This is a genomic window from Rhodococcus sp. USK10 (assembly GCF_019378875.1).
Lineage (GTDB): Bacteria > Actinomycetota > Actinomycetes > Mycobacteriales > Mycobacteriaceae > Rhodococcus_F > Rhodococcus_F pseudokoreensis.
Window position 1 is genome coordinate 7,726,107 of the sequence record NZ_CP076048.1, and the last position, 13,076, is coordinate 7,739,182.

9 protein-coding genes and 1 tRNA gene are annotated in these 13,076 nt (G+C 68.1%); 4 read left to right on the plus strand and 6 right to left on the minus strand.

All coding sequences use genetic code 11. From position 1 onward, the window contains the following. Window positions 1-113: 113 nt before the first annotated feature. On the minus strand, window positions 114-1,541 hold the full coding sequence (locus I1A62_RS42240; protein ID WP_124390338.1) for a zinc-dependent metalloprotease: 1,428 nt from the start codon (window positions 1,539-1,541) through the stop codon (window positions 114-116). 113 nt (window positions 1,542-1,654) lie between these two features. Here I1A62_RS42240 and I1A62_RS42245 point away from each other — a divergent pair, with 113 nt between their 5' ends. Continuing rightward, the gene (locus tag I1A62_RS42245; RefSeq protein WP_192581742.1) at window positions 1,655-2,677 is read left to right on the plus strand and encodes a PDZ domain-containing protein; all 1,023 of its coding nucleotides are present in this window, start codon (window positions 1,655-1,657) and stop codon (window positions 2,675-2,677) included. A 3-nt stretch (window positions 2,678-2,680) separates the two neighbouring features. On the opposite strand, the gene I1A62_RS42250 is transcribed toward I1A62_RS42245, so the two are convergent. Further along, the gene (locus I1A62_RS42250) at window positions 2,681-3,292 is read right to left on the minus strand and encodes a PPA1309 family protein (protein WP_124390336.1); all 612 of its coding nucleotides are present in this window, start codon (window positions 3,290-3,292) and stop codon (window positions 2,681-2,683) included. A gap of 154 nt (window positions 3,293-3,446) precedes the next feature. On the opposite strand from I1A62_RS42250, the gene I1A62_RS42255 reads away from it, so the two are divergent. After that, window positions 3,447-6,428: a UPF0182 family protein gene (locus I1A62_RS42255; protein WP_206005356.1), complete on the plus strand. Its 2,982-nt coding sequence runs from the start codon at window positions 3,447-3,449 to the stop codon at window positions 6,426-6,428. A 78-nt stretch (window positions 6,429-6,506) separates the two neighbouring features. On the opposite strand, the gene I1A62_RS42260 is transcribed toward I1A62_RS42255, so the two are convergent. Together I1A62_RS42260 and I1A62_RS42265 are read right to left on the minus strand one after the other, a co-directional pair. Continuing rightward, complete coding sequence (locus tag I1A62_RS42260; RefSeq protein WP_124390334.1) at window positions 6,507-7,067, minus strand: transglycosylase family protein; 561 nt, start codon at window positions 7,065-7,067, stop codon at window positions 6,507-6,509. Between the two features lie 477 nt (window positions 7,068-7,544). Continuing rightward, window positions 7,545-7,877 carry a transglycosylase family protein gene (locus I1A62_RS42265; protein WP_124390333.1) on the minus strand — a complete coding sequence of 111 codons (333 nt, stop codon included), beginning with the start codon at window positions 7,875-7,877 and terminating at the stop codon, window positions 7,545-7,547. A 439-nt stretch (window positions 7,878-8,316) separates the two neighbouring features. Between I1A62_RS42265 and I1A62_RS42270 the strand changes: the two genes are divergently transcribed. Next, window positions 8,317-8,393 (plus strand) — tRNA-Met (locus I1A62_RS42270). A gap of 105 nt (window positions 8,394-8,498) precedes the next feature. On the opposite strand, the gene I1A62_RS42275 is transcribed toward I1A62_RS42270, so the two are convergent. Beyond that, window positions 8,499-10,133 carry an acyl-CoA synthetase gene (locus tag I1A62_RS42275; RefSeq protein ID WP_124390332.1) on the minus strand — a complete coding sequence of 545 codons (1,635 nt, stop codon included), beginning with the start codon at window positions 10,131-10,133 and terminating at the stop codon, window positions 8,499-8,501. 79 nt (window positions 10,134-10,212) lie between these two features. Further along, on the minus strand, window positions 10,213-10,974 hold the full coding sequence (locus tag I1A62_RS42280) for an MBL fold metallo-hydrolase (RefSeq protein WP_219458030.1): 762 nt from the start codon (window positions 10,972-10,974) through the stop codon (window positions 10,213-10,215). Between the two features lie 97 nt (window positions 10,975-11,071). On the opposite strand from I1A62_RS42280, the gene I1A62_RS42285 reads away from it, so the two are divergent. Beyond that, complete coding sequence (locus tag I1A62_RS42285; RefSeq protein WP_219458032.1) at window positions 11,072-13,063, plus strand: phage holin family protein; 1,992 nt, start codon at window positions 11,072-11,074, stop codon at window positions 13,061-13,063. Window positions 13,064-13,076: the final 13 nt, after the last annotated feature.

Genomic DNA, 13,076 nt, shown 5'->3' on the forward strand with positions numbered 1-13,076 from the left:
AGGATTTCAGGCCGCGACCGGCCGCCGCCCCGGAAAAGGCGAGTTGTCCACAGGCCGAAACGTGCTCCGACCTGCGGACTTCCCGCTACCGACAATTTGGTGCGATCAGGGGGTCAGGACTCCGGCTCTTCGTCCTTGCCGGACTTGCCGCGTTCGGCCTCCTCGGCCCGCTCGCGGGCCTCCGTCGCCTCCAGCTGCGCCATCGGATTGTCGAAGTCGCCGCCGTCGCCGCCGCCGAGCACCCGCTGGACGAACGCGTCCGGGCTGTCGAGATCGGAGGAGTCGGGCAGCAGGTCGGGGTGGGCCCACACGCCGTCACGGGCGTCGACGGTCGACTCGGACGTGAGCCGTGTCCACAGCTGCGCGGCCTCGCGGACCTTGCGGGGACGCAGTTCGAGTCCGACGAGCGTCGCGAACGTCTGCTCGGCGGGTCCGCCGGTCGCGCGCCTGCGGCGGAGCGTCTCGCTGAGGGCCGCGACGCCGGGCAGGCGGTCGTTCAGCGCCGACGCGACGACGACCTCGACCCAGCCCTCGATCAGGGCGAGTAGCGTCTCGAGTCGCTCGAGCGCCTGCTTCTGCTCGGGTGTGGTCTGCGGTTCGAACGCACCCTGCTGCAGGATGTTCTCGAGCTGCGACGGATCGGTCAGCGCGGACGGATCGAGCCCCTTCGCCATGTCCTCGATGGCGGAGAAATCCATGGTGATGCCGCGGGCGTACTCCTCGACGGTGGCGAGGAGACGCTGACGCAGCCACGGGACGTGGCTGTACAGGCGCTGGTAGGCGGCCTCACGGGCGGCGAGGAAGACGAGGATCTCTCGGTCGGGCTGTTCGAGCCCCTTGCTGAACCGCTCCACCGCGGCGGGAAGCAGTGCGCCCGTGCCCGCCGGACCGAGCGGGAGACCGATGTCGGTGGAGGTGAGCACCTCCTTCGACAGCTGACCCAGCGCCTGGCCGAGCTGGGAGCCGAACGCGAGGCCACCCATCTGGCTCATCATGCCGAGCATGGGGCCCGCCATCTGCTGCGCCTCTTCGGGGAGCCCCTGCACCCACATGCCCGACACCTTCTCCGCGACCGGGTCGCACAGCCGCTTCCAGGTGTCGAGGGTGTTGTCGAGCCAGTCGTTGGGCGTCCACGCGACGGTCTTCGACGCGCCTGCGGGCAGCGTCGTCGCGGCGTCCAGCCACAATTCGGCGAGCCGCGAGGCATCGGCGATCGCCTCCGAGTTGCCCTGTGTGATCGGAGCGACGGACCCCATCTGCTGGCGGGCGAGTTTCTTCGCGATCTCGTAGTTGACCGGGCCGGTCTGCTCCCCGGAGCCCATCGACGTGCCCATCCCGCTCAGCATCTGGCCGAACTGGGTGAGCATCTGGCCGAGGGCGGCCGGGTCGAAGCCCCCGGCGGGAAAACCACCCGCCCCGAAACCGAAGTCGCCGGAACCGCCCGCGTTCTTGTCGCGGTCGGGCCCGTTCTGATCCCCCGTGTTCTTGTCACGATCGGGATCGTCGTCGGGTTTGGAGAAGCCGAAGGGCGGATTGCTCATGACTCAACGGTACAAGGCGCATGGTCCGGTGGCTGCCGACCGCGTCACGCTGACGGCGAACACGCGGACGGCCGACAGCGGTGCCCGCCGGTTCGCGCTCTACGCTGGTCCAGGTGAATCGACGGATCGTGACGCTTCTGGCTGCGCTGGCCCCGATCGTGGTACTCGGCATTCTCGGCACCGTGATCAAGGTGCCGTTCGTGGCTCTCGGGCCGGGACCCACGTTCAACACCCTCGGCGAAGTGGGTGGTGAGCAGGTCGTCGCGATCGAGGGAACGGACGTGGACGACACCACCGGCCACCTCAACATGACGACGGTCGCCGTGCGCGACGACCTGAACGTGTTCGAAGCGTTCGGACTGTGGGCCAGCGGACGCCAGGGCATCGTGCCCCGCGAGGAGGTGTACCCGCCGGACAAGTCGAAGGACGAGGTCAAGCAGGAGAACGACGCCGACTTCCAGCAGTCGGAGGACAGCGCCGAACTTGCTGCGCTCCACTTCCTGGACAAGCCGGTGGACCTGCGGATCGCGAAGGTCGGTGAGGACGGCCCCTCCCAGGGGCTGCTGCGCGAAGGCGACGTGCTGGTCAGTGTCGACGGAAAGCCGGTGTCGACGGTCGGCGGCGTGCAGGAGGCGGTGGCCGACGTGCCCCCGAACACCGAGGTGCCGATCGTGATCCGGCGTGACGGCGCCGAGACCACGGTGCGGGTGGTGCTCGGTGCCCGCCCGGGCGACGAGGCCAAGGGCTACCTGGGGATCACGCCGGAGGAGGTCCCGGACGTCCCGTTCACGATCGACTTCAACCTCGCCGACGTGGGTGGCCCGTCGGCGGGACTCATGTTCACCCTCGCGGTGATCGACAAACTCAGCCCGGGCGAACTCAACGGCGGCAAGTTCGTCGCCGGCACCGGCACGATCGACTCCGACGGCGACGTCGGTCCCATCGGAGGCATCAAGTACAAGTTGATCGCCGCGTCCGAGGCGGGCGCCGAGACGTTCCTGGTGCCGGCGAAGAACTGCGACGAGGCACGCCAGGGCGCACCCGACGGGCTCCGGCTGGTGAAGGTCGAGAACCTCGACGGAGCAGTCGACGCGCTCGAGGCCGTCAATGCCGGAGTCGACGCGCCGCACTGCTGACCGTCAGTCGTCGTCCGTCGCGTCGAGGGTGGCGTACAGCGCGCTGACGAGATTCGGCGCCAGATCCTCGTAGGTGAGCAGTTCGATCCCCGCGTACGGGTCGGCGTCCTCGTCGGGGCGCAACTGCATCAGGCACAGCGACGGTCCGTCGCGCAGCACGGCGGCGATCAGCCGGGCGGACCGGCGGTCGGGATGCGATTCGGCTGCGGCCCGCGCGGCGTCGTCGGCGGCGTCGCGGTCGGACAGCAGCGGGACGAGTGCGTCGTCCAGATCGGATTCCGCCTCGGGGGGCAGGACGACGATCTCCTGGACGAGGGCGCACCCGACCACGGACTCGGGCCAGCTGGTGGTGGCGAGGAATTCGTCGAGTGCGCGTGACCCGCCGTCGATGTCGCCGGGGAACGGATCCTGTTCCACCGGGGTCAATTCCGCACCGTCGGCGAGTTGGTCGAGCAGGCTCGGTTCGGCGGCCGCGAGGAGTTCGGTCGGGACGAGTGCGAACATCTGGGGCGGCTGATCCCACCCTCCGGCATCGACGAATTCGACCACCTCACGCACACAGCGGGCGAGGGCGTCCGGCTCTCGGTTCACATTCTCTTCACTCACAGGACCCATCTTCGCACCCCCGGAACAGGACCGACGGCGGCAACTCTCGGTTGTTACGTAGAGTGGGACGAAACGGTCACGCCCTCGCTGTTCGGGTGTGGACGACCGAACGGTGCAGTTGACCGCGGCGCGCGAGCGTCGCCGAGTTCTTGGAGTGTGGCACGTGGGCATGCGGCCCCCCGCAGGTTTACCGTCGTTGTCCAAACGCAGTCGAGTGCTGCTGGTGCTGGCGCTTGTCGTTGCGGCCCTGCTGCTGGTGGGTCCTCGGCTGATCAGCACGTACACGGACTGGTTGTGGTTCGGTGAGGTCGGATTCCGTGGTGTCTTCACCACGGTCCTCGTCACCCGACTGCTGCTCTTCCTCGTCGTAGGGGTGGTGGTCGGCGGAATCGTCTGGCTGGCACTGCTGCTCGCGTACCGTTCGCGGCCGGTGTTCGTCCCGGTGTCGGGTCCCAACGATCCCGTGGCGCGGTACCGCACCACGGTGATGACCCGGCTGCGCCTGTTCGGACTTGCCATTCCGATCGCGGTGGGACTGCTCGCCGGCCTGATCGCCCAGTCCAGCTGGGTGACGGTGCAGCTGTTCATCAACGGCGGCGCGTTCGGCGTAGCCGATCCCGAATTCGGCCTCGACGTCGGCTTCTACACGTTCGATCTGCCGTTCTACCGGTTCGTCCTGAACTGGCTGTTCGTCGCGGTGCTGCTGGCGTTCTTCGCGAGCCTGGTGACGCACTACATCTTCGGTGGGCTCAAGCTCGCGGGCCGGGGCGGGGCGCTGACGAATGCGGCGCGAGTCCAGTTGGCAGTGCTCGCGGGAACGTTCATTCTCCTCAAGGCGGTCGCGTACTGGTTCGACCGGTACTCCCTGCTGTCCAGCAGCCGCAAGGAGCCCACGTTCACCGGTGGTAGCTACACGGACATGAACGCGGTGCTGCAGGCGAAGCTGATCCTGCTGGCCATCGCGGTCATCTGCGCGGGCGCGTTCTTCGCGGCGATCTTCCTGCGCGACCTGCGGATTCCCGCAATGGCCACAGCCCTTCTCGTGCTCTCGTCGATCCTGGTCGGCGCGGTGTGGCCGCTTGTGGTGGAGCAGTTCTCGGTGCGCCCCAACGCCGCCGACAAGGAGAGCGCGTACATCGAGCGGAACATCGCCGCCACGCGGCAGGCGTACGGCATCACCGACGACAAGGTCGAGTACCAGGACTACCAGGGGTACGGGACGACGCCGCCGCGCGACGTGCCCGCCGACGTGACGACCATCGCGAACACCCGACTGCTCGACCCGAACATCCTGTCGCGGACGTTCACCCAGCAGCAGCAGCTGAAGAACTTCTACGGTTTCCCGCCGACGCTCGACATCGACCGGTACGACATCGACGGGGAGATGCGTGACTACATCGTCGCGGCCCGAGAGTTGTCGTCCAAGAGCCTGACCGGCAACCAGACGGACTGGATCAACAAGCACACCGTCTACACACACGGCAACGGACTGGTCGCGGCCCCCGCGAACCGAGTGAATGCCGCAGCAGGCGAGTCCGCGGAGGAAGCCGCGAACAGCAACAGCGGCTACCCCGTCTACATGGTCAGCGACATCGCCTCCCAGGCCGCGGGCAATCAGGTCATCCCGGTCGAGCAGCCGCGCATCTACTACGGCGAGGTCATCGCCGACACCGATGCCGACTACGCGATCGTCGGTGGTTCCCAGGGTTCGGATCCGCGGGAGTACGACACCGACACCTCGCGCTATACGTACACCGGTTCGGGTGGCGTGCCGATCGGCAACTGGTTCAACCGGTTGGCGTTCGCGGCGAAGTACACCGAACGCAACATCCTGTTCTCCGGTGCCATCGGTTCGGATTCGAAGATCATCTACAACCGGGACCCCCGGGACCGCGTCACCCACGTCGCACCGTGGTTGACCGCGGACGGCGACTCGTACCCGGCCGTCGTCGACGGCAAGGTCGTGTGGATCGTGGACGCCTACACCACGCTGCAGGACTACCCGTACGCGCAGCGCAGTTCGCTCGACGGACTCGTCGAGGACAGCATCGACCAGAACACCGGCCGCCTTCTGCCCCGCAAGGAGGTGTCCTACATCCGCAACTCGGTGAAGGCCACCGTCGACGCGTACGACGGCACAGTGAAGCTCTACCAGGTGGACCAGAACGATCCCGTGCTCGATGCGTGGATGGGTGTGTTCCCGGATGCGGTGCAGCCTGCGGATTCGATCCCGGACGAACTGCGCGCGCACTTCCGTTACCCCGAGGACCTGTTCAAGGTGCAGCGCGAGATGCTCGCCAAGTACCACGTGGACGATCCGAAGGAGTTCTTCACCAACAACGCGTTCTGGTCGGTGCCGAGCGATCCCACGATCGACACGAGCGCGAACCAGCCGCCGTACTACGTGCTGGTCGGTGATCCCGAGACCGGGAAACCGTCCTTCAACCTGACCAGTGCGATGGTGGGTTACAGCCGCGAGTTCCTGTCCGCCTATCTGTCGGTGAAATCGGACCCGGAGAACTACGGCAAGTTCACGGTGCTGCAATTGCCGACGGACACGCAGACCCAGGGTCCGCAGCAGACGCAGAACTCGATGATCTCCGATCCGCGGGTGGCGTCGGAGAGAACGCTGCTCGAGAGATCGAACAAGATTCAGTACGGCAACCTGCTGACCCTGCCGATCGCGAACGGCGGCATCCTGTACGTCGAACCGATGTATACGGAGCGAAGTTCGACGGGCCCGAACACGTCGACGTTCCCGCAGCTGTCCCGAGTGCTGGTGAGCTACCGAGAGCCGCCGCCGAGTAACAGTGTTCGCGTCGGGTACGCCCCGACTCTGGCACAGGCGCTCGACCAGGTGTTCGGTGCCGGGACGGGCTCGGTGGCGACGGCACCCAGCGCCGAGGAGGGGACGCCTCCCGAGACGGGCACGACGCCGCCCGTCGACCAGGGTGCGGCCCCGGCAGCGCCCACCGCACCGGCGGCGCCGCCGTCCGGCACGGACGTCTCGGCGGCTGTGGCGGAGCTGGATGCGTCGCTCAACGCGTTGACGGTGGCGCAGCGCAGCGGTGACTTCGCGGCGTACGGTGCAGCCCTCGCTCGGGTGCAGAAGGCGGTCGCCGCGTACGAGGCGATCCCGAAGTAGAGGCGTTTCACAGAGAAAGCGAACGAGGCCCTGTCATCCGAATCGGATGACAGGGCCTCGTCGTCTGCGAGCGGAAGATCAGCGCAGTGCGTCGACCAGCTGCGGGTTGGCGTTCACCAGCTGCTGGAACTGCTGTCCGAAGCCGTTCTGCTCGGCGACCTGACGCGCGGCGTCCAGTGCCTGCTGCGCGGCGGGCTGGACCGGGGCGGGCGTCTGGACCTGTGCCGGTGCCGCGGGGGCGGGCGCCGGGGTGGGCTCCGGTGCGGGAGCGGGCGCGGGGGCTTCGGCGACGTCGCCGCCACCGGTGGTCAGGTACTGACCGCACACCGGCCAGGCGCCCTGGCCCTGCGTCGCGAGAACATTCTCGGCGACACGGACCTGCTCGGCCTTGCTGGCGTTCGACGCCGAGCCGCTGCCGCCGTTGGCCTGCCACGTGCTCTGCGAGAACTGCAGGCCGCCGTAGTAGCCGTTTCCGGTGTTGATTCCCCAGTTTCCGCCGCTCTCGCACTGTGCGACGCCGTCCCAGTTGTGGGAGGCGGCGGAGGCGGTGCCGGTGCTCAGGCCGAGCGGGACGGCGACGACGGCTCCGGTGACGGCGATCCAGCCGAGGGCACGCTTGCTGATGCTGTGATTGGTCATGGGGGGTCAATCCTCTCCGCGCTTGCTGGCGTGGCCGGCCTGCGGGCGACGACGTGTGCGTCGTCGCGCCGGGCTGCGATTCTGTGCCGCGTCCCTGCCCCTCGAAGGTTTCGGGGATTCCGAACCCGCGGGGCAGAGCTAGCAGCGGCGGGTCGGCTTTCGCCCGGTTGTTTCGGGCCGAGAGCGACCGTACGGGAGCTTCGCCCGCAATTCACCTGGCGAAATCGATGGACAGGTGTCCGGAGTCGAGGGCGAATTTTCCCTGTTTCCGCAGTTCAGAAGCGCTTGATATCGTTTCGGAGTCGATTCGTTACACCGTTGTTATGTGGCGGGGATCACTACGAATTTGTGCAGCGGCTCACGCGTAAATGGCGGGGAAACGGATCTCGGTGGTGTAAGCCGATGCCCTGCAATGCAAGAGCGCCCTGCGCGCAGTCGTGCTGCGCGCAGGGCGCTCGGGCAAGTGTGGGGTGCGGATCAGAGGTACTGACCGCAGACCGGCCAGGCGCCGGGTCCCTGGGTCGCCAGGACGTTCTCGGCGACGGCGATCTGCTCCTCGCGTGAGGCGTTCGCCGGCGAGCCCGAGCCGCCGTTCGCCGCCCAGGTGCTATCGGTGAACTGCAGGCCGCCCGAGAAGCCGTTTCCGGTGTCGGCGGCCCAGTTGCCGCTGCTCTCGCAAGCCGCGACGGCGTCCCAGTCTCCGGAAGCGGCCGAAGCGGTGCCGGTGCTCAGGCCGAGCGGCACTCCGATGACTGCTCCGGTGAGTGCGACTGCGCCCATGGTCCGCTTGACGATGCTGGAATTGATCATGTGGTTGGTTCCTCTCCGCGCCTGCCGACGAGGTGGTCGTGTGGTGACGGCTGGTGTGCCGACCCGGTGGTCGATCTGTCCTCGTCCTGCCCCTCGAGGTGTCGGGATTCCGGATCCCGCTGGGGCAGGTCGAGCTGCGGCGGGTCGGCGTTGCCCGTTGGTTTCGGGCTGGCAACGAACGTACGCGGCGATCACGGAATGGTCACGGGCCGATTTTCTGTGACGGGCGTCCAAATACTGGGATGAACGCACCGTGTTTTCGCAGGTCGACCGACAAATTGCAGGTTGCGAAAACGTTACAGATATTCCCGAAATTGTGACGCAGGTCATAACTTTTAGGTAACGGATGTGACTCGGGTGGTGCTGAAAGGTTGCTGCGCGGCCTCTTTTCGGGCGATTTGCAATCCGTTCGTTCGCTCGTGTAACTTTGTTCATGCAGCGCGGGGTGGAGCAGCTCGGTAGCTCGCTGGGCTCATAACCCAGAGGTCGCAGGTTCAAATCCTGTCCCCGCTACCACCGAAGAACCGGTGTCCTGGAATCCAGGGCACCGGTTCTTTTTTGTTTCCGTATTCGGTTCGGTGGGCAGGCGACGGAACGCCGAGTGGGATGCAGGCCGGTGGATCAGCCCTCCGTGACGTCCATCTCGATCAGGACGCGGCGCAGCAACTTGCCGGTCGCGTTGCGGGGAAGTTCTTCGATGAAGATGATCTCGCGGGGCACCTTGTACCGCGCCAGGTTCGACTTGACGTGCGCCTTCATTTCCTCGGCGTCCTTCGCGGACCCGGGGGCGGGCACGACGAAAGCCCTGAGGCGATGGCCGAACTCGGAGTCCTCGACACCGATCACGGCGGCCTCGAGCACGTCCTCGCGGTCGGCGAGCAGGTTCTCGACCTCGAGCGGGTAGACGTTCTCGCCGCCGGACACGATCATGTCGTCGTCGCGGCCGTCCACGAAGAGCAGGCCGTTGCGGTCGAAGTGCCCGACGTCGCCGGTCGACAGCAGGCCGTTGATGCGTTCCTTGTCGCGACCGTCCGTATAACCCGAGAAGCTGAGACCGCTGGCGACGAAGATGCGCCCGACGGTCTCGGGTTCGGTGATCCGTCGACCCGACTCGTCGTACAACTCCACGTGGCACGTGACGGGGGCCCTTCCGGCGGTGCCCGGCGCCAGTTCGAGATCGGCGGGGGTCGCGACGGTGGCGACGGCGACCTCGGTGGAGCCGTACAGGTTGTGGAGCACCTTGCCGAACGCCGCGGTGGTGCGCTTGCAGAGGTCGGGGGAGAGCGCGGACCCGGCCGCGAAGATGATCGTCAGGCTCGACGTGTCGTACTTCGCCAAGGTCTCCGGTCCGAGATCGATGATGCGCTGCAGCATGGTGGGAACGACGACCAGCGTGTCGCAGCGGTGCTTCTCGACCAGGCGAATCGTGTTCTCCGGATCGAACTTCCGATGCATCACCACGGTCTGGCCCAGTGCCAGCGCGAGCGCGAACTGGGAGACTCCGGTCCCGTGGAACGCGGGGGCCGCCATCATCATCGTCTGGCCGCGACGCAGCGGAACCCGGTCGAGGAACTGCGCCGACGCGAGCGGCGACGTGTGTCCGCGGGGAGCGCCCTTCGGTGTGCCGGTGGTGCCGCTGGTGAGAAGGACGAATCCGCCCAGCATGGACGGCGCGGGCAGCGAACTTCGGTCCCGGCCCTCCATCACATCGTCGAGTGTGCGGACCAGGGATGTCGAATCTTCCTCGGCCCACGAGCGATAGACGATCACCTCGTCCGGGAGGGCCTCGGCGACCGCGTGGAATTCGTCGTCGTACACGAAGGCCTGCACCTGTTCGCGGGCGGCGACGTCGACGAGTTGGGGCCGGGCGAAACCGGTGTTCATCAGCACCAGTTTGGTGCCGTTCTTGGCGGCGGCGAGCATCGTGAGCACCAGGCCACGATGATTGCGGCACATGCATCCCATGACGGAACCGGGGGTGATGCCGTCGGCCTGCCACGCCCGCACCAGGGCGTTGGACTGTTCCTCGATGTCGGCGTAGGTGAGGGGGCCGCGCTCGTCGACGATGGCCACCGCATCCAGGCCTGCTTCGGCGTTCGCGTGGACGGGGCCCGCGAACGGGCCGTACTTCCGCACCGCCAGAATGGAGCGGACGCCCTGGTCGACGCGGGGAAACGGAACGAGGCCTGCGCGGTTCATCACCCGCACAGCTCCCACGGTGTCCGTCAGCTTGGTGAGAACGTGCTGCACTGACATGTCGAACCCTTCGGATAGGCGGGACCGCGTCACAGTCAGGGTAGAGGACAGCGGCACCGGTGCCGGTCGTAACCGAAAGTCACCGGAATGCCTCGCCGGGGGCCAGTTCGACGGCCCGGAGGCCGGCCGCGTCCGCGCGACGGACGAACTCGCCGCCGGGGCCGTGGAACCGGCGTGGCCGCACCGCGTCCATTCCGATCGGCCACAGTGTGCCGAAGTGGATCGGGATCGACACGTCGGCGGCCACCGACCTCGCCGCGGCGGCCGCTGATTCCGGATCCATGTGTCCCGGTCCGAGATTCGGCCCCCACCCTCCGACAGGCAGCAGCGCGACGTTGCAGCGCGGAACCCAGTCCGCCATCGCGGGATCGAGTGCGGTGTCGCCGGCGAAGTACGTGCTTGCCGCGCCTTCGACGACGTAGCCCAGCGCCTGCGCTCGCTGCGGGCCACGGCGCCACCGCCGGCCGTCGTGCACGGCGGGCACCGCGCGCACGGTCACCGAACCGAGTCGCACGTCCTGCCCGGCCGACACCTCGATCAGCCGGTCGCCGAACACCCGCAGTCCCGCAAACGCATCCACGGCGCCGCGGGGAACGACGATCGGAACATCGTTCTCGATCAGGGCGAGCGAGGGCAGGTGGGTGTGGTCGGCGTGGAGATGGGACAGCAGCACGGCGTCCGGCCGCACCGGGTCGGCCATCGGGTCCGGGCCACGGCGACGCCGCAGGTGAGCCACCCGTGCCGTCAGCACCGGATCCGTGAGGATCGTCGTCCCGCTGTCCGTGATCTCGACCGTCGCGTGCCCCCGCCACAGGATGCGCACCCCTGCGTTCTCGGTCATGGCGGCCCCGTTCGCTCGTCGCGGTGACGCCGCTGCGATGAGTTCCGCCGCGCCACTACCTGTCAGACCTTACGATCCCCCAGAAGGGAGGTCTGCGATGCGCTCTCTGGGCTCGGCGGCCAGAACGGTCACCGAATTTCTCGTGCTGTGGCTCGTCTCCGCCGTCGCGCTGGTCCTGACCGACCTGATCCTGCCGGGGGTCCGGCTGCATCCGACGCCTGCGGGCGGCCCCTTCGACACCATCCCGGCGGCGCTGTTCCTCGCCCTGGTGTACGGACTGCTGTCGGTCACCCTGTGGCCGTTGCTGGTGCGCGCGATGTTGTGGGTGGGTCCGGCGCTGCTTTTCCTGGGTGTGTTCGCCGGGAACTGGCTGATCATGGTGCTCGCGGTGCGGGTCGTGCCGGTCGCCACCACGGAACGGGTCGCCGACGTGCTGGTGCTGGCTCTGGTGATGTCGGTCGTCGGTTCCGGTGTCGCCGGAGCCATCGCGGCCCGGCGCGATGACACGTACCGATTGATGCTGGTGCGCCGCAACCGGTCCCGACTGCGGCGCCGCGGGGCTGCGGACGCGGCGCCTGGGGCGCCCGGACTGCTCTGCATCCAGATCGACGGCCTCGGCCACGCGGTGCTGCAACGCGCGATCCGCGACGGCGTCACGCCGCACCTCGCCGGGCTCGTGCACCGCGGCTCCCATGTCCTGACGCCCTGGCACACGGACTGGAGCAGCCAGACCGGTGCGAGCCAGCTCGGGATCCTGCACGGTGACAACCGCAACGTGCCCGCATTCCGGTGGTACGACAAGTCCCGCGGCACCGTCGCCGTCTTCAGCAATCCCGCCGACAACGCCGCCCGCGAACTCGAGCGTGCGCACCGGCCCGGTCTGCTCACCGGTGGCACGAGCCGCGGCAACCTGGTCACCGGCGGCGCCGACGACAACGTTCTCGTGGTGAGCCGCATGCGAGGCGCCCGGATGGGCGGCAGGGCAACCGGATACGCCGACTACTTCGTCGACCCGGCGAGCGCCGTGCGCACCGCGGTACGGCTCGTCGCCGAGGTGCTGCGGGAGAACGTGCAGGCATACCGGCAACGCCGCGCCGACGTCACGCCCCGCGTCCGGCGGGGCGGGCTGTATCCGCTGGTCCGCGCGTTCACGACCGTCGTCGAGACGGACGTCGTCGTCGCCGCGGTCATCGGCGATCTCATCGCGGGCCGCAGCCCCGTGTACGTCGACCTGGTCGGGTACGACGAGGTCGCCCACCATTCCGGTGTCGAACGCCCCGAGACGCGCAAGGTCCTGCGCACCCTCGACGACGAGATCGGGATGATCGCCGCCGTCGCCGCTCAGGCGGGCAGGCCGTACCGCATCGTCGTGCTGTCGGATCACGGGCAGAGTCAGGGGGCCACGTTCCGCTACCGCTACGGCAAGGGCCTCGAGGACGTCGTGCTCGACGCCTGCCACGCACCGGATGGCCGTGAGCGCGACTCCGTCACGCTCGGCAGCCGAGGGCGCGGCGCCGAGGGCCTCGGATATGCCGAGGCCAGCCTCCGGTCGGAGGCTGCCCCCGATGTCGCCGTCGCCCCGGGCGAGAATCCGGTGGTTCTCGCGTCCGGCAATCTCGGGCTGGTCAGCTTCCCTCTGGTGCCGGGCCGGGCCACCCGCGAATGGATCGACGCCCGGTACCCGGACCTGATTCCGGCGCTCGTCACACATCCCGGTATCGGGTTCGTGCTCGTGGCCCGCGGCGACGGCGGCTCGGTCGTGCTCGGGTCTGCCGGCAGCGTCGACGTCGCTACCGGTGAGGTCGACGGCGTCGATCCGCTCGCCGACTTCGGGCCGGGCGCCCTCGACCGGGTTCGCCGCACGGACACGTTCGACAACGTCGCCGACCTGATGGTGGGCGGGCAGTACTGGCCGGAGACCCGGGAGGTCGCCGCGTTCGAAGATCAGGTCGGATCGCACGGCGGGCTCGGTGGACCCCAGAACACGCCGTTCCTGCTGTATCCCGCCGACCTGCCCGCGCCACCGAACCCTCTGCAGGGCGCCGAAGCGGTGCACGAGGTGCTCGTCCGGTGGCGCGATCTCGCGTGAATCCCGTTCCCGC

What these genes read in the sequence shown, in the direction of transcription:
- I1A62_RS42240 (WP_124390338.1), bottom strand. Translation starts at nt 1,541, where the DNA reads ATGAGCAATCCGCCCTTCGGCTTCTCCAAACCCGACGACGATCCCGAT.
- I1A62_RS42285 (WP_219458032.1), top strand. Translation starts at nt 11,072, where the DNA reads ATGCGCTCTCTGGGCTCGGCGGCCAGAACGGTCACCGAATTTCTCGTG.
- I1A62_RS42260 (WP_124390334.1), bottom strand. Translation starts at nt 7,067, where the DNA reads ATGACCAATCACAGCATCAGCAAGCGTGCCCTCGGCTGGATCGCCGTC.
- I1A62_RS42250 (WP_124390336.1), bottom strand. Translation starts at nt 3,292, where the DNA reads ATGGGTCCTGTGAGTGAAGAGAATGTGAACCGAGAGCCGGACGCCCTC.
- I1A62_RS42280 (WP_219458030.1), bottom strand. Translation starts at nt 10,974, where the DNA reads ATGACCGAGAACGCAGGGGTGCGCATCCTGTGGCGGGGGCACGCGACG.
- I1A62_RS42275 (WP_124390332.1), bottom strand. Translation starts at nt 10,133, where the DNA reads ATGTCAGTGCAGCACGTTCTCACCAAGCTGACGGACACCGTGGGAGCT.
- I1A62_RS42265 (WP_124390333.1), bottom strand. Translation starts at nt 7,877, where the DNA reads ATGATCAATTCCAGCATCGTCAAGCGGACCATGGGCGCAGTCGCACTC.